Source organism: Pseudomonas sp. SJZ079 (assembly GCF_007993865.1).
In the GTDB taxonomy this organism is placed as follows: domain Bacteria; phylum Pseudomonadota; class Gammaproteobacteria; order Pseudomonadales; family Pseudomonadaceae; genus Aquipseudomonas.
The window spans coordinates 13,715-35,215 of the sequence record NZ_VIUH01000003.1; the positions used below are offsets into that span (position 1 = coordinate 13,715).

18 protein-coding genes are annotated in these 21,501 nt (G+C 62.8%); 6 read left to right on the top strand and 12 right to left on the bottom strand.

Annotated features, from left to right (window positions below; all coding sequences use genetic code 11):
* Positions 1 to 2 precede the first annotated feature (2 nt).
* The 7 genes from FBY03_RS04210 to FBY03_RS04240 form a co-directional block, all read right to left on the bottom strand.
* On the bottom strand, positions 3 to 4,769 hold the full coding sequence (locus FBY03_RS04210) for a pilus assembly protein (RefSeq protein ID WP_178090554.1): 4,767 nt from the start codon (positions 4,767 to 4,769) through the stop codon (positions 3 to 5).
* 19 nt (positions 4,770 to 4,788) lie between these two features.
* A complete protein-coding gene (locus FBY03_RS04215; protein ID WP_147170948.1) occupies positions 4,789 to 5,256 on the bottom strand; it encodes a PilX N-terminal domain-containing pilus assembly protein in 468 nt (155 codons plus the stop codon).
* On the bottom strand, positions 5,253 to 6,260 hold the full coding sequence (locus FBY03_RS04220; RefSeq protein WP_147170949.1) for a PilW family protein: 1,008 nt from the start codon (positions 6,258 to 6,260) through the stop codon (positions 5,253 to 5,255). Before FBY03_RS04220 ends, FBY03_RS04215 begins: the two co-directional genes overlap by 4 nt.
* A complete protein-coding gene (pilV, locus tag FBY03_RS04225) occupies positions 6,257 to 6,718 on the bottom strand; it encodes a type IV pilus modification protein PilV (protein WP_147170950.1) in 462 nt (153 codons plus the stop codon). Before pilV ends, FBY03_RS04220 begins: the two co-directional genes overlap by 4 nt.
* A complete protein-coding gene (locus tag FBY03_RS04230; RefSeq protein WP_306102477.1) occupies positions 6,709 to 7,251 on the bottom strand; it encodes a GspH/FimT family pseudopilin in 543 nt (180 codons plus the stop codon). Before FBY03_RS04230 ends, pilV begins: the two co-directional genes overlap by 10 nt.
* A 75-nt stretch (positions 7,252 to 7,326) precedes the next feature.
* Positions 7,327 to 7,842 (bottom strand): GspH/FimT family pseudopilin, encoded by a 516-nt coding sequence (locus FBY03_RS04235; protein ID WP_147170952.1) that lies wholly within the window; start codon positions 7,840 to 7,842, stop codon positions 7,327 to 7,329.
* A 97-nt stretch (positions 7,843 to 7,939) separates the two neighbouring features.
* Positions 7,940 to 8,572: a TetR family transcriptional regulator gene (locus FBY03_RS04240; RefSeq protein WP_147170953.1), complete on the bottom strand. Its 633-nt coding sequence runs from the start codon at positions 8,570 to 8,572 to the stop codon at positions 7,940 to 7,942.
* 146 nt (positions 8,573 to 8,718) lie between these two features.
* Between FBY03_RS04240 and FBY03_RS04245 the strand changes: the two genes are divergently transcribed.
* The 3 genes from FBY03_RS04245 (at position 8,719) to FBY03_RS04255 (ending at position 14,438) form a co-directional block, all read left to right on the top strand.
* Positions 8,719 to 9,867, top strand: coding sequence for an efflux RND transporter periplasmic adaptor subunit (locus tag FBY03_RS04245; protein WP_147170954.1), 1,149 nt, complete (start codon positions 8,719 to 8,721; stop codon positions 9,865 to 9,867).
* Between the two features lie 12 nt (positions 9,868 to 9,879).
* Positions 9,880 to 12,996 carry an efflux RND transporter permease subunit gene (locus FBY03_RS04250; RefSeq protein WP_147170955.1) on the top strand — a complete coding sequence of 1,039 codons (3,117 nt, stop codon included), beginning with the start codon at positions 9,880 to 9,882 and terminating at the stop codon, positions 12,994 to 12,996.
* A gap of 251 nt (positions 12,997 to 13,247) precedes the next feature.
* A complete protein-coding gene (locus FBY03_RS04255; protein WP_147170956.1) occupies positions 13,248 to 14,438 on the top strand; it encodes a multidrug effflux MFS transporter in 1,191 nt (396 codons plus the stop codon).
* A 1-nt stretch (position 14,439) separates the two neighbouring features.
* Here FBY03_RS04255 and FBY03_RS04260 read toward each other — a convergent pair whose 3' ends face one another.
* The 5 genes from FBY03_RS04260 to FBY03_RS04280 form a co-directional block, all read right to left on the bottom strand.
* Complete coding sequence (locus tag FBY03_RS04260) at positions 14,440 to 14,619, bottom strand: hypothetical protein (protein ID WP_147170957.1); 180 nt, start codon at positions 14,617 to 14,619, stop codon at positions 14,440 to 14,442.
* Between the two features lie 89 nt (positions 14,620 to 14,708).
* The gene (locus FBY03_RS04265; protein ID WP_178090556.1) at positions 14,709 to 16,538 is read right to left on the bottom strand and encodes a bifunctional diguanylate cyclase/phosphodiesterase; all 1,830 of its coding nucleotides are present in this window, start codon (positions 16,536 to 16,538) and stop codon (positions 14,709 to 14,711) included.
* Between the two features lie 209 nt (positions 16,539 to 16,747).
* Positions 16,748 to 17,017: a DUF2790 domain-containing protein gene (locus FBY03_RS04270; RefSeq protein WP_147170959.1), complete on the bottom strand. Its 270-nt coding sequence runs from the start codon at positions 17,015 to 17,017 to the stop codon at positions 16,748 to 16,750.
* 120 nt (positions 17,018 to 17,137) lie between these two features.
* Entirely contained in the window at positions 17,138 to 18,154 is a 1,017-nt protein-coding gene (locus tag FBY03_RS04275; RefSeq protein WP_147170960.1) for a zinc-binding alcohol dehydrogenase family protein, read from the bottom strand.
* Positions 18,155 to 18,181: 27 nt separating this feature from the next.
* Entirely contained in the window at positions 18,182 to 18,475 is a 294-nt protein-coding gene (locus FBY03_RS04280; RefSeq protein WP_147170961.1) for a putative quinol monooxygenase, read from the bottom strand.
* 103 nt (positions 18,476 to 18,578) lie between these two features.
* On the opposite strand from FBY03_RS04280, the gene FBY03_RS04285 reads away from it, so the two are divergent.
* The 3 genes from FBY03_RS04285 to FBY03_RS04295 all read left to right on the top strand — a co-directional run bounded on the left by FBY03_RS04285 (position 18,579) and on the right by FBY03_RS04295 (position 21,479).
* Positions 18,579 to 19,496: a LysR family transcriptional regulator gene (locus FBY03_RS04285; protein WP_147170962.1), complete on the top strand. Its 918-nt coding sequence runs from the start codon at positions 18,579 to 18,581 to the stop codon at positions 19,494 to 19,496.
* An 82-nt stretch (positions 19,497 to 19,578) separates the two neighbouring features.
* A complete protein-coding gene (locus FBY03_RS04290) occupies positions 19,579 to 19,965 on the top strand; it encodes a DUF2946 domain-containing protein (protein WP_147170963.1) in 387 nt (128 codons plus the stop codon).
* A 137-nt stretch (positions 19,966 to 20,102) separates the two neighbouring features.
* Positions 20,103 to 21,479 carry a PepSY domain-containing protein gene (locus FBY03_RS04295; protein WP_147170964.1) on the top strand — a complete coding sequence of 459 codons (1,377 nt, stop codon included), beginning with the start codon at positions 20,103 to 20,105 and terminating at the stop codon, positions 21,477 to 21,479.
* Positions 21,480 to 21,501: the final 22 nt, after the last annotated feature.

Below are 21,501 nucleotides of genomic sequence, written 5' to 3' on the forward strand. Positions count from 1 at the left end.
GGTTAGAGCTCATCAATCCAGTAGGTTGGGCCAGGGGGGGTGCTGCCCTCCAAACGCTCGCACTCGGGGCCGGTGCACCGAGAGAGCGTTTCTTCTTCACCAGAGCCACCACCGCCAAACAGCAGAACATCCTTGGGAGGTATGCCAGGAGTCAGCAGGATAACGCTACGGTCTGCTCGATCCGGTGAGCCGACGATGCGCTGCTGGGGCGGCGTGGCATCGAACAGGCTGACCGCATAGGAACGCCCTACGCCTTGAACGGCCTTGCAGGAGCTATTGGCCGAGTTCGCGTTGGGTTCGTAGGTGCTAAAGAACACCTGGCCGGAGTAGGTCGTGGCTTCCGAGAGCACCTTCTCACCGGTGTTTTCCATGCGGATATACCAGCCTCCGGTGTTCTTGTTGAACTCGGCCGCCGCCGCCGCCCTCTGGCTGGCGGTGCCCTCCTGCGCCAGGTTGAGGGTCGCATCGTACATGGCGGACTCGGTCAGGATGGTGTGGCTGGCGTTGCTGCCGATGATCGGCGTCCTGAAGGAGTAGAAGCGATCCTGAGCGCCGGTATCCAGTGGGTGGCCGCGGTAACCGGAGCCGATATTCACTGCCAGCGCCTTGCCGGCGTTTACCGTGATCAGGGCGATATCCGGCTCGTTGTAGAAGCGGCGTAGCTTGGCCTGCTTCTGGCTGCTGGTTTCACTGCCGCTGTCGGCGGGTATCACGCTGGCGAAGACACCGTCGCCAGTGGTGCCGCTGCTGCTGTCGAGCGGGCTGACCAGGCTGCTGGCAGCGCTGCCGTTGTTGATAAAGAAGCGCCAGACCTGGCCGCCCATATCGCCGACGAAGAACTGATCGGCCAGGCCGTCCCGGTCGATATCGATGGCGCGTAGGCTGCTGGGCATGCTGTAGAGCATCTTGCTCAGTTGCTGATGGGCCTGGGCTGTGGCATTGGTGGTCTGGCTGCTGCCGGACCAGATTAGCGCGCCGGTCTCGGCGTTAACCATATAAATGGCATTGCCGTAGGCATCCTGGCTGCGCGCCGAGCCGTCCTTGTTCTGGCCGAGGATGCTTACATCATCCTGACTCTCGTCATAGCCGCCAGCGAAGATCAGCACCTGAGTTACTGTGCCGCCGAGTTTGATCTTGGTCACCACCGGGGTCGACCAGGTCTGACCTAGCTTTGCGAAGCCGGGAGTTGATGGGGTAATGAACCAGCGCAGTTTCGGGTTGTCGACATCGGTCACATCCAGCGAGTAGAGGTTGCGTCCGCCGCGGCCCATGGTGGTGTAGGCGTAGACGAATTCGCCGATGTTCAGGCCGCCGCCATTCAGCTGGCCTGTTTGCGTCGTTTTGGACGGGTCGCGGCCGCCATAGATGACGCCGTTGCGGTTCAGGTCGTTGACCCAGAGCGCCACGGTGTTGTCCATGCCGTACTTGCGTGGGGCCAGGCTGGTGGAGCGGGCGTTGGCCTTGAGCGGCTTGATGTTAGCCAGCAGTTCCTGGGGCATGAAGGCCATCTGTTCATCACCGGTGTTGGTGTTGAACGCATGTACGAAGCCTTCGTTGGTGCCGATGAAGACGCTCTGCTCTTCGCTGGCGCAGTTGGTCAGGGTGCTGTCGGTGAAAGTGTTGCACTTGTAGGTCACCAAGCGCGGCACCGAGTGCAGCGGATCACCCACGGCATTGCGGGCCGAGCCGTCGTCGTTGAGGCCGCGAACCCAGTTCAGCAAAGTGGTGCGCTCGGTGGCATCGGCGGCGCCGAGCATAGCCTGGGTGATGCCCGTGTTGGCATCCTTGAGCAGGGTGGCAGTGCTGGACAGGAGTACTGGGGTGACCGGCGAGTTGCCAATATAGGTATAGGCCTTACGTCCGGTATTGACCGGTAGTCGGTTGGCTACACCACCCTTGGCGGTGTTGTTGCCGTCGCCCGGTGGTGGGGTCCAGAAACTGCGGGCTGTGGTCTTGAAGAAGCCGGTGTTTTTGTCGATGGCGCCGACATTGTCGGCGTCGACAATAATGTCGGCGCCACTACCCAGCGCATAGCGCTTCAGGTTACCGACCCAACGGTTGGTTTCCGAAGGCTTGAACAGGGCGAAATACACCTCGTTCTTGTTGGTCTGGCGGTTGAATTGGTTGACGGTGGCGCCGGGGCTGACGAAGGTGGTATCGGTACTTAGCACATCCTGGAGGATCTGGCTGAAGGCAGCGCTCAGTTCCGAGGCGTTTTCTGCGGTGTAGGCCTTGCCTTTGCCATTGGTCGCGAGAGCCGTGAGGAAATTCTGTGGCTGGGTGTTGGGGGCGAGGGCGCCCAGGGCGAAGCCGATGGTGTGGGTGGTGATGAAGTTGTCGCCGGTGATGCTGGACTGATCGGTATTGGCCATCCAAGTCGTGAGGCTGCGGCCGCATTGCTCGTCAGAGTCCGATGCATCGCCCGTACAGCTGCTACCGATTAGGCTGCCAATCGAGGACTGGGCACCGTTGCCGTTGGCCTGGCCGTCGGTCAAAACCACCAGGTGTGTCGACTGACACGCGCTGGTAATCGGACTAGCAAAGCCGGAACGGCTGCCGCGCAGGTAGCGGGCCGCCTCGTCCATCGTGGGCACTATCGGGGTGCCGTTACCGGTGGTCATGGTTTGGACCAAGGCATTTAGGTGGCTGCGCACCGTGTTGCCGCTGCTGGAAAGGCCACCATGGGCCAGTTTGATGCGCAGCTTGATGGACTGCGCCGGGTTGCTTTCGTAGGCCTGGACCTCAAGGTCTGTATCGCCTGACTGCACCGCCATGATGCTGACGGCGTTACCGGGCTGCCAGCCGCTGCGGTTAACAATGTTCTGCAGGCCGCTGCGAAGCTGGGAGCCATTGCAAGTAACCGGGTTGCCGGTGCTCCACTGACTGATCGAGCAGGTGCTGTTGGCTTCGTCAGCTCGATTGGTGATGTCCGACGTGCTGGATGTATAGGGCGCTGCGCTGTCGGCACTTTCGAAACGCACCGTCGAGCTGGTATTCGGGTTGGGAATGGTGTTGGCTGGCGTCAGGATAACTTGCGTATCGAGGATGGTTGCGCCCCGGTTAATCGGCATCCCTTCGTAGCGCGCGCCGAAGCGGTTGCGGTCTACCGGAAGGGTGTTGCCGTCGAGAGTCATGCTGCCATCGTTGGCCTGAAAGGCATCGTTCTTGGGATTGGTGACGCTGGCTTCGATGATTGGGTTCAGGCAGCCACCATCCCCCCCGGTGTAGGTGACCGTCAGGGTCGGTTGCAGGCCTGGAGCACCGTCGATGCTGTGGGCAATACGCGACCCGGTTTCTCCGGGTTGCAGGTTAGGGGTCAGATAGAACGCCATGGCGTTGTTGCCGCACCAGGACGACAGATTCACCACCTCCTGGACCAGCGAGGTAACGCTGGGGCCGGCGACCTCGACGGGTGGGTTGTCATTGATCCATTCGGGGGCGGTCCAGTTTACCGTGGCTGTGGTTTTGCCTCGGGTGGTCAAGTTAGACGCGCTGAATAGGCTCGCATCGCCGGTGTTTTCCGCCTTGACTGCAAAGGTCACCGGGGCGCTGTTGGAGGCTGCTGGGGTAAAACTCAGTACCGCAGAGGTGATATTGGCCCCGCGCGGGATGCCGACGTTCTGGAAGCGTAGTGCACCCATACGCTGTTCCGTTTGAGTACCGGGGGCCGAGTAGTTGATGACGATCCGCGGCATCAAGGCCGGTGTCGCACCCTGGGCGTTGAAGGTGTAATCGCGGTTCTCCTGCGCGCGAAATTTGATGATCATGTCGCCTATTGGGTTGTTGTCATCGTCCAGCTGGTCCTGTAGCGAACCGGTGATGTCAAACTGAGCGGTCTGCCCGGATTGCCAGCTCGAGGCGCGAGTCGAGGAACTGATGAAACTCCTCGGGTTGCCCGAGGGGCTGAGCAAGGTGCTGTCATTGAGCGCGGCCGGGATCTTGGAACGCTGGATGTCAATATCGAGGGTAGGGCGGTTGTTGTTGTTCTGGTTGTTGGTCGGAGTCAGTTCCAGGTAGGCACTGGTAATGCTGTAGCCGGCTGGATGGTTGACTGCAGAGAGTTGAAACAGGGCGGTACTACCGGCGCTCGAGTTTCTGAGGTTCAGCGTGGTGAGGGCGGCGTTGTTGCTGCATTGCGCGCTGGGTCGGCCGGCTGCCGGTGACAGGGTCGCCGGCGCGAGGGCGCACGCATAGCCAGTGTTGGTCAGGTAGAACGAGCCACTGTTGAGCAGCGCTTTGCTGTTGGTTCCCGGTATCTGGGTAGCAACTGAGAGCGCGCCCATGGTCAACGAGGCGCTGCTGATATCGGCGTTCTGGACACTAGGAACCACTCGCTGCGTGGCGTCATCGCCGCTGACTTCAATCCGTGGGGTGCTGGCGACTAATTGCGCGGAAGTCGGTAGCGCGGCGTCAATGTTGGTGACGGGGTAGACCATGCGGGTGTTGTTGTAAGCACTGCGGCTATTCAACACCATGATCCCTGCGTTGATGGCGCCAGCGTTGTTGATGATGTCGGAGAAAGACTCCTTGAGCACCTGCATTCGCGATTTCTGGCTGCCCGAGGGGTTGCTGTTGCTGTCGGTGCGCCAGGCCATGGAGCCCGAGTTGTCGAGGATGAACAGCACGTTGGGGCGCACGCTGTCGTCGATGGCAGAACCGCCGAAGAAGATTTCGGTGTCGTCGGCGAAGCTGACTGCACTGTGGAGTACCAGGAGGCTGGAGAGTGTGCTGAGTGCCAAGCGATGAAATGCTGTGAGGCGCTTGTTCATGATGGAATCCTCGGGTACTTCACTGAATGATGCGGTCGCGGTAGCCCTGCAGGTGCCGGGCGTGGGTGTTGTTGTCGTTGATCTGTCCGGCAGTGGTCGCGCTGGGGTCAAGGGTGGCGCTGCTGGTGAAGTCATAGAGGATGATTTGCGGCGTTCCGCTGCCCTCCTCGACGTCCAGGCTGCTGCCATCGGCAAAGCGCGAAGTCGACTGCATGCGCGCCCTGACAGTCCTAGTTGGATAGTCCAGGGCTAGTACGCTGTCGGCCGGCGGAACGCCGCCGCCACGAACCTGGCTGGTCAGATTAGTCAGCGCGCTTTCCGAGGCCTGGAAGGCCACGTTGCTTTCCTGGGCATTGCTGGCCATGCGCTCTTGCAGGGAGGAGCTGGTAGAGGCCGTGATGGCCAGAATGGTCAGCAGCAGCAGCAGAATCAGGCTGACCGCCAGGACTACGCCACGTTGCTGGCGAGCGGCGTTGAAGGGCTTCATGGCCGGTTCCTCACGTCAACGATGGTATTGAACACGCGGCGCAGGCGGCGATCTGCAATGGCCGCCAGTTGTGGGTTGCCTCCGATATTGGCGATGGCGAATGGCAGGTTGTTAGCCACATCGGCAACTTCTTCAGGGGTGGAGATGACCAGGCTGATCTGCAAGCGACTCACCCGTTGGCGCAGGGCGTTGGTCAAGTTACCTGCATTGAGCCAGGTGGTCTGGCCGCCGCTGTCGACCCCGTAGAGCACCTGGAAATTGTCGACATCGGCAATCATCGCGGCCGCGTTCTTGTAGAGCGTCGGACGGTTGTTGTTGGTGGCATCGTTGCGAATGTCGTAGGCGTTCTGTACGACTTGCAGAAATTGTGAACCCTCACCTGTGGGGATGCCTGTCAGAATGGGTGGCGCGCCGTTATTGGCGCCCTGCAGGTTGCTGATGACGTACTGATTGGGAAACGCGGCGAGGGTAAGAGGGTCGGTATTGTTAGCGAGGATCGAGGCCACTCCGGTGAAGATCGCAACCTCATCGCAGTTGGTCAGGATGAACTCATAACGAGTGCCCGCGACGAAAGAGGTGTTAACCCCGCTGATGAGCGTCACCTGGGTTGGGTCGATAACGGTAGCTTGCATTCGTACCGGTGCTGCATGACGCATTACCAGGCTGTCGTTGGCGGTTCCCGCGCCCTCGTTCAATTCGACGTTCTGCACGCCCATGGCGTCCAGCGGAAAGGTTCGGCTGGAATTGGGACGACTGACCACGGTCGGGCTCGCACAACCCTGGTAGCCAGTTCTGCGCAGGTCCTGCTTGAGCATGTCGAGGGCGATGCGACCGTTTTCCTGTAAGCGAGCCATGGATGAGTTCGCCCGGTCTGCACTGTTGGAGTTGATGAACAGCTGCAAGATGCCAAGTAGCAGGAAAGAGCTGAGCAAGATGGTGACCATCAACTCAATGATGGTCAGGCCGTGTTGCTTGCGTGGAGTGACTTTATGCAGGGCGCTCATAGGTTGGCCCTCAGTTCAAAGGAGCATTGGTTGGCGGCGCAGGCCGTGGAGCTGTCTTCCTGCCAGGAAATAACTACGGTGTAGGCGTTTCCCACGCGCGCCACAGAGCCGGCCAGAGCTGCCTGGCCAAGTTGGGTTTTCCATTCGTTAAGGTCCAGTACCGCGACATTGTTCGGGCTGCAGCCGTTGGCTTTACAGCCTGGGTTTGCCGGTGCTCCGGCTGCCGCGGTTATGACGTAGCGGTCGCTTGAGGTGGCGACCGCGCTGTTCAGGCGCATGCGTTCGACGATGTCGTAGGCGAGCCAGCTGGCTTGGCTGCGCATTGCCGCGCTCTGGTTGGACTTCATGCTGGTCATCATCAGGCTGGCCATGCCAAACAGGCCGACGGCCAGGATCAGCAGGGCGATCAGCAACTCGATCATGGTGAAGCCATTTTGCTTGTTCTTGCCTACGGGCATACGACGTCTCCCTGTGCGTTGCCTTTGCTGATGCGGCTTTGTCCTGCCGTATTGAGTCGAACCTGTCGGGAGCTCGGCTCGGCCCGGTCATCGCAGATGCGCAGCATGGCGCCACCTACCAGGGTCCCGTCGGTCTGGAAGCTGATGGCGCCATTGGCTCCGCGGATGGTGTTGCCGTTGGTCACCGCCGGCATCACGCGAACCAGTTCAGCCGCCGAAGCGCTGCCATTGCCGTCGCGGTCACGAAAGACCATGACGCCTTGTTCCCAACTGTTGGTATCACAGGTGGCCTGATCAGTACTGCCGCAAATGAGGGTAATCACCCGGTTGGTCACCGCTTCGCTGCGGGCCAACTGCATCAAACCGTGCAGCTCATTGACCTGGGTAGAAAGGCGGCCGTTCTGCATCATCGAATTGAACCGCGGGATGCCATAACTGGCGATCACCGCCACGATGGCGATGACGATCATCAGTTCGATCAAGGTGAATCCATTGCTGCGCTGGTGCATTGCTGTGTTTCCACGGGAGCCCATGTGAACCCTAATCCACAGCTGCGGAAAACGTAGTTGCTGCAAGACCAGCGAGCTAATTGCGCGACGAGCTGCAGCTCAACCGCAGCTTGCGTCTAGCGGGGCTGCTTGAGTTCTCACTCGGCCTGTTAGGTTGATCACAATTTGCTGGGTGGGGATGCTGTCATGGCAAAGCGTGAATGTGCCGTTCAGCGCCCGGGTAGTGCCATCAGCCTCGAATTGCAGGTAGGGACGCCTGCGAAAGTTTGACCAGCGCCAGCTATAGCCATCGCGTAGCGTGATCTGCCGATGTAACTGTTCATTAGCATCGAGTTGGCCGTTGCCGTTGCGGTCGTCGAAGATCAGCAACTGGCTGCGCCATATTTTCTCGGAGTTGCAGTCGGCGTTTCCGGAGCAGAGCGCCATGGTCGTGCGAACCGTCACCGCCGAGCCGCGGGCAAAGTGCAGGGCGCCCAACAGTTGGTTGACGGCTTGTGTTCGCTGATTGCGTTGCAGGGTTGAGGTAAAAGCGGGTAGTGCCGTAGTGAGCATGATGCCGCCTATCAATAGGCAAACCATCAGCTCGACCAGCGTTTGGCCGTGCATCCTGTTCATGGTTCTAGCTTCCTTGCCAGAGTGTTGAGTTAACAGCTTGAGCACGCAGCAGTGTAGAAGGGGATTTCAGAATGCCAAGTCGCGACGAGGCGCGTACCTAGTGAGCCGGCGAATCCCAATCACGAATCAGACCGCGCAGCACCGCGTCGATCAAGCCTGCCGTATCGCGCAGCGGGTCGAACAGTTCCTGATCGCGGGTCCAGTCGGTGAACAGGCCGACGACCTGCGCGTGCAGGGCGCGTGCGGCGAGGCGCGGGGTTACCCCGGGGTGCAGGCGGGCCTGGCACTCGGGGCGACTGAGCAGGTTTTCCACCAGGCGGATGAACTGGTTGATGAAGTCGTTGTGCTGGCGCTCCGCTTCGCGCAGCTCGTCGGTGAACTCGCAGCGGTGCAGGAGGATGGTGAAAATCCGCCGCTTCTGCGGGTCGCGGGCGAGATTTTCGATGGCCTCGATGCTCAGGTTACGCAGCGACAATAAAGGGTCGATGCCATCGCAGCCGGACAAGCGCTCGGCCATCTGCTCGGGAGGCAGGCGCACCTGGCTGAGCATGACGTGAAACAGGTGCGCCTTGTTCTCGAAGTGCCAGTACACCGCGCCGCGGGTCACGCCGGCCTGCCGGGCGATGTGCTCCAGGCTGGTGTGCGCCACGCCCTTTTCCAGGAACAGGACTTCGGCTGCTGCCAGGATGGTGTCGCGGGTGTGTTCGGCTTGTTCTTTGGTTCTACGCATGGCGGCGGCTGTATTTCTGGCTAGGCTCAGGTTTGCTGGAACAGAGTGTAATGATTTTGCGCACTTGGTTCTATTTACAAACAGTGCTGTATGTAACTAGCATCGTCGCCCTCGTTTATGCGCCTCGCGTTGTCCCGGAGACACCTATGTCCTTTGTCCGCCAACTCCCTTGTGTCCTTGGGGTTCTCGCCTTTGCTTCCTTGTTGTCTGTGGCACAGGCTGCAGATGCGCCCCCTGCACCTGAAGTGCTGGTGGAGACCGCACGGGTCGCGCCGCTGGAGCTGGAGCTGGAGTACTCGGCACGCACCGCGGGCTTTCGCGAGGTGCAAGTGCGCGCCCAGGTCAGTGGCATCCTCCAGGAGCGCACTTATCTGGAAGGCAGTCAGGTCAAGCAGGGGCAGGTGATGTTTCGCATCGATCCGCGCACCTATCAGGCCGCATTGGCCCGCGCCAAAGGTGCGCTGGCTCAGGAGCAGGCGCGTTACCGGCAGACCGAGCGCGACTTGCGGCGTATTCGCGAGCTGCAGAAGAAGGGCTTCGCCAGCGAGAGCGAGCTGGACAACGCGATCTCCAACTTCGAGCAGAGCAAGGCGAATATCCAGGCAGCCGAGGCCGAGGTGCAATCCAAGCAGATCGATCTCGACTACACCACGGTGAAGGCGCCGATCTCCGGCATCACCAGCCGCGAAACCGTTTCCGAGGGCAGCCTGATGGTCGCAGGCGACCCGAACGCAAGCCTGCTGACCAACATCACCCAGCTCGACCCGATTTTCGTCAACTTCGCCGCCCCGGACACCGATGTGGCCGTGGTGCGTAGCGGCCTGAACAGTGGCGCGCTGACCTTGCCTGAAGACCAGCAGATGAGTGTCGAAATCAAGTTCGGCGATGGCTCGGTTTATCCATTGACGGGCAAGGTGGACTTCACCGGTAGCCTGATCGACCGCAGCACCAGTACCGTCAGTGCCCGCGCCGTGGTGCCCAACCCGGAACAGAAGCTGCTACCCGGCCAGTTCGTGCGAGTCGTGGTCAAGGGCATCACCTTGCCCAGCGCCATCACAGTACCGGAGCGCGCGGTTGCACAAGGTCCACGCGGTACCTTCGTGTACGTGGTCGACGCTCAGAACATCGCCCGCACCCGCCAGGTCAGCACCGGGCGCACCGCCAATGGTCGCTGGGTGATCGAGTCCGGTATCAGCGCCGGTGACCGGGTGATTGTCGAGGGGTTGCCCAAGGTGCGCCCGGATACGCCGGTCAAGGTCGCCGCGCCCAGCGACTCATCCGCCAAGCAGTCTTAAGGAGCGTATTCGGTGATTTCACGCTTCTTCATCGACCGTCCGGTTTTCGCCGCCGTGATCTCCATCGTCATCGTCCTCGCCGGCCTGATGGCCATGCGCGCGCTGCCGATTGCCCAGTATCCGCAGATTCTGCCGCCGCAGGTGTCGGTCAGCGCCGGCTATTCCGGCGCCAGTGCTCAGGTGATCGCCGAAACCGTGGCGGCGCCGCTGGAACAATCGATCAACGGCGTCGAGGGGATGATCTACCAGCAGTCCAACTCCGGCGGCAACGCCATGAGCCTGTCGGTGTATTTCCAGGTCGGCACCGATCCCGATCAGGCCACCATCGACGTCAACAACCGGGTCCAGGCCGCCCTGGCCAAGCTGCCGGAAGAGGTACGTCGGCAAGGGGTCAAGGTGGAGAAGAAGTCCTCGGACATCCTCCAGGTGGTGACCCTGTTCTCCCCGGATGGCTCGCGCGATCCGGTGTATATCAGCAACTACGCGCTGATCAACGTGATCGACGAGCTCAAGCGCTTGCCGGGGATCGGTGACGCCCGCCAGTTCGGCTCGAAAGACTATTCCATGCGCATCTGGCTGCGCCCGGACAAGCTGGCGCAGTACAACCTGACGCCAGCCGATGTGGTCAGTGCCATTCGCGAGCAGAACTCGCAGTTCGCCGCCGGCAGCTTCGGCCAGCAGCCGTTGCAACAGGAGCAGGACTTCACCTACACGGTGACCACCCAGGGACGTTTCACCGATCCGCAAGAGTTCGAGAGCGTGATTCTGCGCAGTGACGAGACCGGCGCCAGCCTGCTGCTCAAGGATGTGGCGCGGATCGAGTTGGGCGCCCAGGACTACTCGCTGATGACCTCGCTCAACGGTCAGCAGAACGCCGCCTTCGGCATCTACCTGCAACCGGGGGCCAACGCCCTGGACACCGCGCAAGCGGTGCGGACCACGCTGCAGCGCCTGTCGAAGAACTTCCCCGAGGGCATCACCTACAAGATTCCCTACGACACCACCAAGTTCGTCAAGGTCTCCATCGAGGAGGTGATCCACACCTTCTTCGAGGCCCTGGTGCTGGTGGTGCTGGTGGTGTTCATCTTCCTGCAGAACTGGCGCGCCACGCTGATTCCGTTGCTGGCCATTCCGGTATCGCTGATCGGCACTTTCGCCGGCATGTACCTGCTCGGTTTCTCGATCAACCTGCTGACCCTGTTCGGCATGGTGCTGGCGATCGGCATCGTGGTGGACGACGCCATCGTGGTGATCGAGAACGTCGAACGGGTGATGAACGAAGACAAGATCGGCCCGCGCGAGGCGACCATCAAGGCCATGCAGGAAGTCACCGGGCCGATCGTTGCCATCGTCCTGGTGCTCTGTGCGGTGTTCGTGCCGGTGGGCTTCCTCGGCGGCCTGGCGGGCGAGATGTACAAGCAGTTCGCGATCACCATCGCCGTGTCGGTGGTGATCTCCGGCATAGTCGCGCTGACCCTGAGCCCTGCGTTGTGCGCGGTCTTGCTCAAGCCGGGTCATCATGAACCGGCCGCACCGTTTCGCGCCTTCAACCGCGTGTTCGACCGTCTCACCCGCGGTTATACCGCGGGCGTGCGCTTCTTCCTCAAGCGCTCGGCGATCGGCCTGCTGCTGTTCGGCGTGATGATCGCACTGATGCTGCTGCTGTTCAGCCGGGTGCCCAGCTCGCTGGTGCCGGATGAAGACCAGGGCTATGTGATCAATGCCTACTTCCTGCCACCGGCGGCCTCGCTGACCCGCACCGAGAAGCTGACCAGCGCGGTCACCCAGCAATTGATGGACCACCCGGCAGTCGAGGACGTGGTGACCTTCGCCGGCTTCGATGTGCTGACCTTCGGCACCCGCAGCAACGCCGGGGTGTCCTTCGTGCCGCTGAAGGACTGGAGCGAACGCACCACGCCGGAGCTGGACGCGCGCAACCTGACGAAAACCTTCATGGGCATGGGCGCGGCGCAGAAGGATGGCCTGGTGATGACCTTCAACCCGCCGCCGATCACCGGCATGAGCACCACCGGCGGTTTCGAGGGTTATATCCAGGACCGCAGTGGCGGCAGCACCGCGCAGCTGGCCAGCAAGGTCACGACCTTCCTCGAGGCCACGGCCAAGCGGCCGGAACTGGCCGGGGTGCGCACCACCTTCAGCGCCAACGTGCCGCAGTACTACATCGACCTCGATCGCACCAAGGCCCGCGCCCTGGGCGTGTCGATCAGCGATGTGTTCACCGCCATGCAGGCGACCTTCGGCAGTTACTACGTCAACGACTTCAGCCTGTATGGCCGCACCTTCCAGGTCAGCCTGCAATCGGAGTCGGAGTTCCGCCGCAAGCCGGAAGACCTGTCCCAGGTCTATGTGCGTTCGGCAAGCTCCGAACTGGTGCCCTTGTCCAGTCTGGTCAAGGTCGAGCGCATCCTCGGCCCGGACAGCTACGCGCGCTTCAACGTCTACCCGGCGGCGAAGATTCTCGGTGGCCCGGCGCCGGGCTACAGTTCGGGACAGGCCCTGGCGGCGATCCAGCAAGTGGCCGATGAGACGCTGGGTAGCGACTACAGCATCGGCTGGACCGGCTCGGCCTTTCAGGAGCAGGCCACCCAGGGTTCCGGCAGCACCGCGTTCATTTTCGGCCTGATCATGGTGTTTCTGATTCTCGCCGCCCAGTACGAGCGCTGGACCCTGCCGCTGGCGGTGGTCACCGCCGTGCCGTTCGCGGTGTTCGGGGCGATTCTGGCGGTCTGGCTGCGCGGCATCGAGAACGACGTGTACTTCCAGGTCGGCCTGTTGACCCTGATCGGCCTGGCCTCGAAGAACGCCATCCTGATCGTCGAGTTCGCGGTGATCTGCCGCAGGCAGGGCATGGGCATCTTCGAGTCGGCCTTGGAGGCTTCGCGCCTGCGCTTTCGGCCGATCATCATGACCTCGCTGGCCTTCATCCTCGGCGTGGTCCCGCTGGTCATCAGCAGCGGCGCCGGCTCGGCCAGCCGCCATTCGATCGGCACCGGGGTGATCGGCGGCATGCTGGCGGCGACCTTCCTGGCGATCTTCCTGATCCCGATGTTCTACCTGCTGGTGGAGTCGCTGGCGGCCAAAATGGCCAAGGGGCGTAGGGTGGGGTAGCCGCGTAGCGTCGTAACCCACCGGGAGAGGTCAGAACCGTGGGTTGAGCGCAGCGATACTTATGCCGCGCGCCGGGGTAGGTCGGGCGGCCTGCTCCGGTGAACACATACACCGCGACAAGCGAGGCCGCGTAACCCGACAACGGAAATTCCGGGAATGGTGGGTTACGGCGCGCCAGGCTGCTTACTCCGCGGGGTGATGGAGGGGGCGCCTAACCCACCCTACGTCGGCGATCGATTATCTGGATTCTTATGCCATTACGTATTCTGTTGATCCTCGGTGCGTTGAGCGCCTTTGGCCCATTGGCCATCGACTTCTATCTGCCGGCTTTTCCGACTATGGCGCAGGCCTTCGCCACCGATGTCGAGCATGTGCAGTTGTCGCTGGCCGCCTATTTCATCGGCTTGGCCATCGGTCAGCTGATGTATGGGCCGCTGGCCGATCGCTTCGGTCGACGCCGGCCACTGCTGTTCGGCGTGCTGTTGTTCACCCTGGCCTCGTTGGCCTGTGCGCTGGCGCCGAGTCTGCAGTGGCTGATTGCCGCGCGCTTCGTGCAGGCCCTCGGCGGTTGCGCCGGCATGGTGGTGACCCGGGCGGTGGTGCGTGACCTGTGTGACCCGATTGCCTCGGCCAAGGTGTTCTCGCAGTTGATGCTGGTGATGGGGCTGGCGCCGATTCTCGCGCCGCTGGGCGGAGGCCTGCTGTTGAGCAGCTTCGGCTGGCCGTCGATTTTCGTCTGCCTGACCCTGTTCAGTGCGCTGTGCCTGTTGGCCGTGGCGCTGTGGTTGCCGGAAACCCTGGCGACCGACGGTCACAAGGCGCCCTTGCGCGGCGCCTTGGGCGAATACACGCGGCTGTTCGGCGATTGGCCCTTCCTCGGCCACGCCTTGACCGGTGGCCTGGCGGTTGCCGGCATGTTCGCCTACATCGCCGGTTCGCCTTTCGTCTTCATCGAGTTGTATGGGGTGCCGGCCCAGCACTACGGCTGGCTGTTCGGCAGTAATGCGCTGGGCTTCATTCTGATGGCGCAGGTGAATGCCTGGTTGGTGGCGCGTCATGGGCCGGGCTATTGGTTGCGGCGCATGGTCTGGTTCTACCTGGCCTGTGGCGCGGCGTTGTTGGCGCTTGCCGCCGCGCAGCTGGCGGAGCTGTGGCCGCTGTTGCTGCCCTTGTTCGGTTGCATTGCCAGCCTCGGCGTGCTGTTGCCGAACGCCACGGCCTGCGCCATGGCCGGTCAGGGCCGGCATGCCGGCAGCGCCTCGGCCCTGCTCGGCAGCCTGCAGTTCAGCATTGCCGCCAGCGCGGCCGCATTGGTTGGCGTGCTGCACGATGGCAGCGCGCGACCCATGGCCTTGGTGATCTTCGGGTGTGGCCTGTTGGCCGTCGCATGCTCGCGTCTCACCCGTTGGGCAGAACGCCGCGCCGGTCACCCGGGGGGGTAGCTCAACTGGCGATGCGCTGCGTGCGGTTCGGCCATGGATGGGGGGCCTGCAAGCGCGCTTCGAGGGTGGCAACGAACTGGCGGGCTTGGTTCTCGCTGCGAAAAGTCACGCTGTGTTTGGCGAAACTAACTTGCCAGCAGGGACCATCGGCCTGGTTCAGCGGGTGAATGGAAATATTCATCTGTGGCACCTCCAGGATATGGGGGCTTAGTCTAGGCCCGCGAATATGAACCCATAGTGATATCGATCAACGGAGTGACTGGCGGTCATTCACAGCATCAGCTCGGCGACGGCGCTCCGATGCTGCTGCACAGCCAGCCCGGTCAAGCGGGTGAATTCGGTGACCAAGGCAATATCGCTGGGGCTGGGTCGAGCGGGCTTGCGATAGTAAATGCCGAAGGTGCCCAGCACTTGGTCATGCTCATTCTTGAACGGCAGCGACCAGCAGGCATGCAGCCCTGCCGCCTGAGTCTCGGCCTGGAAGTCGCGCCAGTAAGGATGCGTGGCAAGGTCCTCGGCGATGACCAGTTCGCCGCTACAGGCCGCGTGTCCGCATGAGCCGACCTCCGGCGCCGCGACAATCCCGTCGATGGCCTGCTGATAACTGGCGGGCAGGTCGGGTGCGGCGGCGATATGCAGGCGTTGCTGCGCATCCAGCAGCATGATCGACACCAGCATGTGCGGGTTCAGGCTCTGCAAGCGCCGGCTGATGCCGTCGAGGATCTGCGCCAGCGGGCGGCGTCCGAGCAGGTCGTCGAGCACCGCATTGCGCGCCTGTTGCAGCTGCTGTGCCTGATAGCGTTCATGAATGTCGCTGAGGCTGCCGCGCAACCCATAGCCGGGTGGGTTGCAGGCCAGCTGCAGTTCTACCCAGCGTAGCTGGCCACTGCGCGTCAGCAGGCGGTATTCGCCACGCAGGCTGGTCTGTGCACCGCTGTTGATGGCGCTGATCCGCTGGCTCAAACGGGCGGCGTCATCGGCATCGAAGAATTGGCTTAATGGTCGCTCGAGGCTGGTATAGCAGGCATAGCCGCTGAGTTTTTCCCAGGCCGGATTGAGAAAATTCAAGTGCCCGCGGGCATCCGTGAGGAGGATCACGTCGCTCAGCTGTTCGACCAGCTCGCGGTAGCGCGCTTCGCTGGCGTACAGATCGCCGTCGCTCTGTTTCTGCTCGCTGAGGTCGATGTCGATGCAGTACAGCTCGAGTTGATTGCGGCTGTTGCGCAGCACTACGTGACTGGAGTAGACCCAGACTTTGCTGCCGTCCTTGCGCTGCAATTGCACCTCCGCCGCCGCAATCGGCGGGCCGCCGAGCAGCCAGTGATTGATCGTGCTAGCGACCTGGTTGCGCATCGGCGCTGGAATGACCAGCTCCTCCAGGCGTTTGCCCATGACCTCCTGCAGGCTGTAGCCATACAGCTGGGTGCTGGCCTGGTTCCAGAAAATCACCCGGCGCTCGCGGTCATAGCCTTGCATGGCGATGCGCGGGGTGTGCTCGAACAGCCGTCGAAAGCGCTGTTCGCTCTCGCGCAGGGCGATTTCGTCGCGCTTCTGGTTGCTGATGTCCTGCACCGTACCGAGCGTCTGACCGCCACTGTCCACCTCGCCGCGCAGCATCAGCCAGGTGGCCTGTTGCCGGTGTGGCTGGTGCAGGCGTGCGCTAATCGCCAGGGGGGTGTGCCGTTGCACTAACGCCTCGAAAGCCCGTTGCGCGGAGGGCCTGTCGGCTGGGTGCAGCCAGTTCAGCAGTTGCTCGACGCTGCTGAAGGCATGGCCTTCGTCGCGCCCAAACAGTTGCAGGGCTTCCTGGCTCCAGTGGAAACGCCCGGCATACTCCCAGCTGCCCAAGGCCGCATTGCGCTGGATCTGTTGCAGCAGCCGGGCGTTATGCGTCAGTACCTCGACCAGCCGGCGTTGGGCCAGGCTGTCGCGGTGACTGACGTAAAAGATCAGCACGCTGCTGAGCAGCACGAAGAGCAAGCCCTTGACGGTTTGCAGGCGGGCGGCCAGCGCGGCGTCGGACACCAGGGTCGTCAGCAGGTAGTCGCTGGAGAGGATCCAGGCGGTGCTGAAGAGGATGTAAAAACTGGCTAGGCGCAACGGGCCTGCTAAATCGGATCGCATCCGTACCGCCGATGGGTCGCAGGTTAGCGGGAGACGACTGGAGATGCTTCAGTGTCGTGAATATGGGCTTGGAGACATGTGCAGTCTAGCAGCCGCCGAGGCAGTGCTGGGCACCAAGAGGCGCAAAAAACTGGGGAGCGGAGCCTGAACATACGACTCAGGCATCCGCAGTTCAGGGCTGTCTGCTAGTCACCCTGGTCGTAGCCACCCAGCTGCAGGTAATTGAGCTTGCGTAGCTGGCCGTGGCTGTCCAGGTAGGTGATGGTCGCCGGCACGACGCCAACCTTGTCCGAGGTATCGGTGATGTGGATGACTTTATCGATATCCAGAGCCAGGCCGTAGTGGTAGTCGACCGCCTGTACCTGGCTGGCCTCCTCGGCTGTCGGGCCTTGCGCGAGTGCCACAGCGGTAAAGCCGAAGGTTGCGATCAGCGTGAGCGGAATAAGGCGTTGCATGATGGTCACCTCGTAACGATGTTCTACCACTCAATGGACGCATGAACTGCCGGACCGTTACGGGGTAGGGGCTGCCGCTGGTCGGGCGTTACCCCTCCGGCGAGGGGCAACGCCGCGGGCTCAGAAGCCTTCCAGGACGATCTTGCCGCGTGAGCTGCCGCTCTCCAGTAGCGCATGGGCACGGCGCAGATTGTGTGCATTGATGGTGCCGAAGTGCTCGCCGAGGGTGGTCTTCAGTACGCCGTTGTCGACCAGTTGGCTGACCCGGTTGAGCAGGTGATGCTGCTCGATCATGTCGGCGGTTGCGAACAGCGAGCGGGTGAACATCAGCTCCCAATGCAGCGACAGGCTCTTGCCCTTGAGCTTCATCACGTCCAGCGGCTGCGCGGGGTCGTCGATCAGCGCCAGACGGCCTTGTGGGGCCAGGGCTTCGACCAGCTGCTCGAAGTGCTGGTCGGTCTGGGTCAGGCTGGCGACATGGGTCACCTGATCGATACCGATGCGCTTGAGCTCTTCGCTCAGGGGCTTGCGGTGGTCGATCACATGGTGGGCGCCGAGGTCGCGGACCCAGGTCTGGGTCTCGGGGCGAGAAGCTGTGCCAATCACGGTCAGTCCGGTGAGTTGACGGGCCAACTGGGTGAGGATCGAGCCGACGCCGCCGGCGGCGCCGACGATCAGCAGGCTCTGGCCCTGATCGCTGTTGCCCTCGGCGATCTGCAGACGCTCGAACAGCAATTCCCAGGCGGTGATCGCAGTCAGTGGCAGCGCCGCGGCCTGGGCGTACGACAGGCTGCTGGGCATGCGCCCGACGATGCGTTCGTCCACCACATGCAGTTCGCTGTTGGCGCCGGCCCGGTTGATCGCGCCGGCATAAAACACCTGGTCACCCGGCTGAAACAGACTGACCTCACTGCCTACGGCTCTGACCACACCGGCGGCGTCCCAACCCAGTACCTTGGGTTGCCGATCCTCTGGCGCGACGTTGCGGCGAATTTTAGTGTCCACCGGGTTCACCGAGATGGCGTTGACTTTGACCAGCAGGTCGCGTGGGCCAGGGCTGGGCTCCGGCAGTTGCAGGTCCTGCAGCGACTCGGGGTGTTCGGCGGGCAGCGATTGCAGGTAGGCGATGGCTTTCATAAGGGTTCCTCGATCCGGGTGGCGCAGTCAGACGATGCGCCGCAGGTGGTTGAGTTCGACACTGGCGAGTTGCGCGTTGAAGGCCGCGCCGAAGGCTTGATAGTGCGCCGTGGCCTGGTGCGCGGCGAGGGCGGCGGCGTCGAGCCATTGCTCGATCATCACCAGCACAGTGGCAGTGCTGTGTTGTTGGTGCAGGTCGTACTGCAGGCAACCCGCCTCGGCGCGGCTGGCGTTGACCAGCTTCTCCAGGCCTTCGAGCAATGCTGCGTCGGGAGCCTGGTGCAGGGTCAGCGTGGCGATCAGGGTGATGGGTGTGGGCATGGGCAACTCTCCAAAGTAGAGGGCCATCCTCGTCTATTTCATAATCGGGAAAAAGCGCGTAGGAATAGAGTCTCTTTCAATCTTTTTTTGATAATAGGTCGCCATGCTGCGCTTCGATGACTTACAACTGTTCGTGCGTACCGCGCAAACCGGCAGCTTGTCGGCCGCGGCGCGGGTTCTGGAGATTTCACCGGCGGTGGCCAGCGCCGCGCTGAAACGGCTGGAGGCTCAATTGGATGTGCGCCTGTTCGCCCGCTCGACCCGCAGCCTGCGCCTGACCTCGCAGGGCGAGTTGTTCCTCGAACACGCTCGGCTGGCCTTGCAGAACTTGGAGGATGGGCGTCAGCTACTGGCCGGCAGCAAGGCCGGCATCAGCGGCCTGCTGCAGTTGTCGGCCCCCTCGGACTTCGGTCGCAACACCCTGTTGCCCTGGCTCGACGAATTCCAGCAGGCGCACCCGCAGCTGCACTTGCGCCTGCTGCTCGGCGATCGGGTCAGCGACCTGTTTCGCGAGCCGGTGGATATAGCCCTGCGCTACGGCGCGCCCGAGGACTCCAGCCTGGTCGCGCTGCCGGTCGCCGCCAGCAACAGGCGGGTGCTCTGCGCGGCGCCCGAGTACCTGGAGCGGCATGGGCGGCCGCACTCGCTGAGCGATCTGACGCGCCACAACTGCCTGCTCTACATGCTCGGTGGTCGGGTGCATGAGCGCTGGCGGTTTTTCGATGGCAAGCGCGAGCAGAGCCAGAGTGTCAGCGGTGATCGCCTCAGCGACGACGCCGATGTGGTGCGCCGTTGGGCCGTGGCCGGTGTCGGGCTGGTGTACAAGTCCTGGCTGGATGTGGCCGGGGACGTGCGGGCGGGGCGGCTCAAGGTCTTACTGCCGGAGTGGCGGGGCGCGCCGACGCCGCTCAACCTGATCTGCGCCCATCGCGCACAACTGAGTACGCCGGTGAACCTGCTGCGCGAGTTCGTCCAGGCCCGTTGCGCCGAGTTGTTGGCGCATGCGCCCTGGCCGCACTAGGCTTGCGCTTGACCATACTGTGGCAATCGACCGCAGCTCGGTGCTCTTGTTGCCGCGGAACTAACTGCTAGAGTCGCCAACCATGAAACTGGCCCGTACTGACCGCTCGCTGACTGCCTGGATCCTGTATTTCAGCATCCTGTTCAGTGCGCTCGCCTGCAGTATCGGTCATGGCCAGATGGCCGGCTTACAGCTCAGCGGCCTCGATGGGCTGTATTGCTCGGCCGCGGGTGGCGATGGTCCGGCGGTCGACTTCGGCGGCGCCGGTGTGCCCATGCCGAATCCGGCCAGCGGTTTCGGCTGCGCACTGGCCTCCAGCTTCGTCGGCCTGACATTGGCCGCCTTCTTCGGCTTGCTGGGGCTGCTGCCGCGCGGCGAAAGCCCAGCCCCCAGCCCGCCAACACGGCTGGGCACCGCCGTCCGGCACGCCTGGCCCTCGCTCAATCCCCGTGCTCCCCCTCTGATCTAGCGCCCTCTCAGGCCCGGCCCTGTGCTGCGCCTGTCCTGTTCTTCGATCCTGTCGCTAATCGCGCCTTTCTGCGCGGTTCGTCGCGCGGGGATCGGAGTCTGCGAGTGTCATGCGACGCGCTACATCGGAGCATAAAAATGAAACAGTCCACTCCGTCGTTCTACAACCTGGCCTGGCGTTGGCACTTCTACGCCGGGCTCCTGGTCATTCCCTTCCTGATCCTGCTGTCGCTGACCGGGATGGTTTATCTGTTCAAACCGCAGCTGGATCAGCTGATGTACGCCGATCTGCTGCAGGTGCCGGTGGCCGAGCAGCGCTTGAGCGCCGATCAGCAACTGGCGGTGGTTCAGCGGGCTTACCCACAGGCGAACGTGCAGCAGTACCTGCCGTCGCTGCAGGCGGACCGCAGTGCGCAGTTCGTCGTCGACAACGCCGGGCAAGCCCTCAACCTGTTCGTCGACCCTTACCGGGGCACGCTGCTGGGCAGCCAGGATGCGCAGAACAATCTGCAGGCGATTGCCCGAGCGCTGCATGGCGAGCTGATGATCGGCACCCTCGGCGATCGGCTGATCGAGTTGGCCGCCGGCTGGGGCATCGTGCTGCTAGTGTCCGGGCTGTACCTGTGGTGGCCGCGCGGCAGTGGCGGCGCCGGGGTGCTGTGGCCACGCCTGGACAATCGCGGTCGCCTGTTCTGGCGCGACCTGCACGCGGTCAGCGGTTTCTGGGGCTCACTGCTGTTGTTGTTCATGCTGCTCACCGGGATGACCTGGACCGGTTACTGGGGCGCGCAATTCGCCGGCGCCTGGAATCACTTCCCGGCGGCCATGTGGGATGCGGTGCCCACGTCCGATCAGCAGGCCCGCAGCCTCAACACCAGCACGCGGCAGACCGTGGCCTGGGCGGTGGAGACGACTCCGCTGCCGTTGTCCGACCCGCATGCCGCGCACAACGGCAGCGCCACCGCTCAGAGCATCAGTGCCGCGCCGCAGATCGGCCTGCAGCAGGTGGTCGATACGGCCAGCGCGCGCGGCGTGCAGCCGGGCTTCAGCATCACCCTGCCCAAGGGCGCCGAAGGGGTGTACAGCATCGCGCTGTTCGCCGATGACCCGCGTCACGACGCCACCCTGCACCTCGATCAGTACAGCGGCGCGGTGCTCGCCGATGTGCGCTGGCAGGACTACGGCCTGGTGGCGAAAACCGTGGAGGGCGGCGTGATGCTGCATGAGGGCAAGCTGTTCGGCCTGCCTAATCAGCTGCTGATGTTGGCGGTCTGTCTGCTGGTGCTGCTCAGCGCCATCAGCGGTCTGGTCATGTGGTGGCAGCGCCGTCCGCAAGGCCGCTTCGGCGTGCCGCCGTTGCGCCATGATCTGCCGCGCTGGAAGACCGCGATTGTCGTCATGCTGCTGCTCGGCGCCGCATTCCCGCTGGTCGGTGCGTCGCTGTTGCTGATCTGGGTGCTGGACTGGTTGCTGCTGTCGCGCCTCGGTGCTCTGCGGCGCCTGGCCAACGGTTGATCGGCCCCTGATAGCGAGGCAG

Coding starts and splice junctions, on each gene's coding strand:
- FBY03_RS04210 (WP_178090554.1), bottom strand. CDS start 4,769: ATGAACAAGCGCCTCACAGCATTTCATCGCTTGGCACTCAGCACACTC.
- FBY03_RS04215 (WP_147170948.1), bottom strand. CDS start 5,256: ATGAAGCCCTTCAACGCCGCTCGCCAGCAACGTGGCGTAGTCCTGGCG.
- FBY03_RS04220 (WP_147170949.1), bottom strand. CDS start 6,260: ATGAGCGCCCTGCATAAAGTCACTCCACGCAAGCAACACGGCCTGACC.
- pilV (WP_147170950.1), bottom strand. CDS start 6,718: ATGCCCGTAGGCAAGAACAAGCAAAATGGCTTCACCATGATCGAGTTG.
- FBY03_RS04230 (WP_306102477.1), bottom strand. CDS start 7,251: ATGGGCTCCCGTGGAAACACAGCAATGCACCAGCGCAGCAATGGATTC.
- FBY03_RS04235 (WP_147170952.1), bottom strand. CDS start 7,842: ATGAACAGGATGCACGGCCAAACGCTGGTCGAGCTGATGGTTTGCCTA.
- FBY03_RS04240 (WP_147170953.1), bottom strand. CDS start 8,572: ATGCGTAGAACCAAAGAACAAGCCGAACACACCCGCGACACCATCCTG.
- FBY03_RS04245 (WP_147170954.1), top strand. CDS start 8,719: ATGTCCTTTGTCCGCCAACTCCCTTGTGTCCTTGGGGTTCTCGCCTTT.
- FBY03_RS04255 (WP_147170956.1), top strand. CDS start 13,248: ATGCCATTACGTATTCTGTTGATCCTCGGTGCGTTGAGCGCCTTTGGC.
- FBY03_RS04260 (WP_147170957.1), bottom strand. CDS start 14,619: ATGAATATTTCCATTCACCCGCTGAACCAGGCCGATGGTCCCTGCTGG.
- FBY03_RS04270 (WP_147170959.1), bottom strand. CDS start 17,017: ATGCAACGCCTTATTCCGCTCACGCTGATCGCAACCTTCGGCTTTACC.
- FBY03_RS04275 (WP_147170960.1), bottom strand. CDS start 18,154: ATGAAAGCCATCGCCTACCTGCAATCGCTGCCCGCCGAACACCCCGAG.
- FBY03_RS04280 (WP_147170961.1), bottom strand. CDS start 18,475: ATGCCCACACCCATCACCCTGATCGCCACGCTGACCCTGCACCAGGCT.
- FBY03_RS04285 (WP_147170962.1), top strand. CDS start 18,579: ATGCTGCGCTTCGATGACTTACAACTGTTCGTGCGTACCGCGCAAACC.
- FBY03_RS04290 (WP_147170963.1), top strand. CDS start 19,579: ATGAAACTGGCCCGTACTGACCGCTCGCTGACTGCCTGGATCCTGTAT.
- FBY03_RS04295 (WP_147170964.1), top strand. CDS start 20,103: ATGAAACAGTCCACTCCGTCGTTCTACAACCTGGCCTGGCGTTGGCAC.